Source organism: Vibrio thalassae (assembly GCF_900089835.1).
GTDB lineage: Bacteria > Pseudomonadota > Gammaproteobacteria > Enterobacterales > Vibrionaceae > Vibrio > Vibrio thalassae.
This window is the reverse complement of record NZ_OANU01000178.1, coordinates 1-554: the sequence shown is the minus strand read 5'-3', so window position 1 is coordinate 554 and position 554 is coordinate 1. Positions and strand designations below refer to the sequence as shown.

General features: G+C 41.3%; 1 protein-coding gene and 1 pseudogene. Both read right to left on the bottom strand.

The window, feature by feature from the left end; all coding sequences use genetic code 11:
• Positions 1 to 82: 82 nt before the first annotated feature.
• Positions 83 to 217 (bottom strand): annotated as a pseudogene (locus VTH8203_RS25820) (ISL3 family transposase); the annotation flags it as partial.
• Positions 218 to 359: 142 nt separating this feature from the next.
• A partial coding sequence (locus tag VTH8203_RS23515; protein ID WP_167385790.1) for a transposase occupies positions 360 to 554 on the bottom strand: 195 nt, incomplete at its 5' end.

Here is a 554-nt window from a genome sequence, read left to right as displayed (position 1 = left end):
CATACTGACTAAAAAAGGGTTATTAGTCAGTATGGTAGAAGTCATAAGTATTGCGTTATGACTCAACAAAGCGGAGAAGAGCCAATCCTATTGATACATTGCCAGCCTCGATTATAGAGCTGGTTAGTCGGTCATACTTTGCAAAGTTACAGATGCCTTCTTTGTGGTCTTGCAGCATGGATACAAAACCTTGCACGCTCATTATTCTTGGGCTCTTCTCCGCTTAGATGAGCTTGACAGAAGGGTATAATATTGAACTTACCTCAGGTACTGAAAGCTGTTTAATCTTCAGTTTGAAGTATTCGGTATCTCTTATCCCGCGAGCTCTTCTACGCAACAATCCTATGGCTCTTCTCCGCTTAGATGAGCTTGACAGAAGGGTATAATATTGAACTTACCTCAGGTACTGAAAGCTGTTTAATCTTCAGTTTGAAGTATTCGGTATCTCTTATCCCGCGAGCTCTTCTACGCAACAATCCTATTGATACATTGCCAGCCTCGATTATAGAGCTGGTTAGTCGGTCATACTTTGCAAAGTTACAGATGCCTTCTTT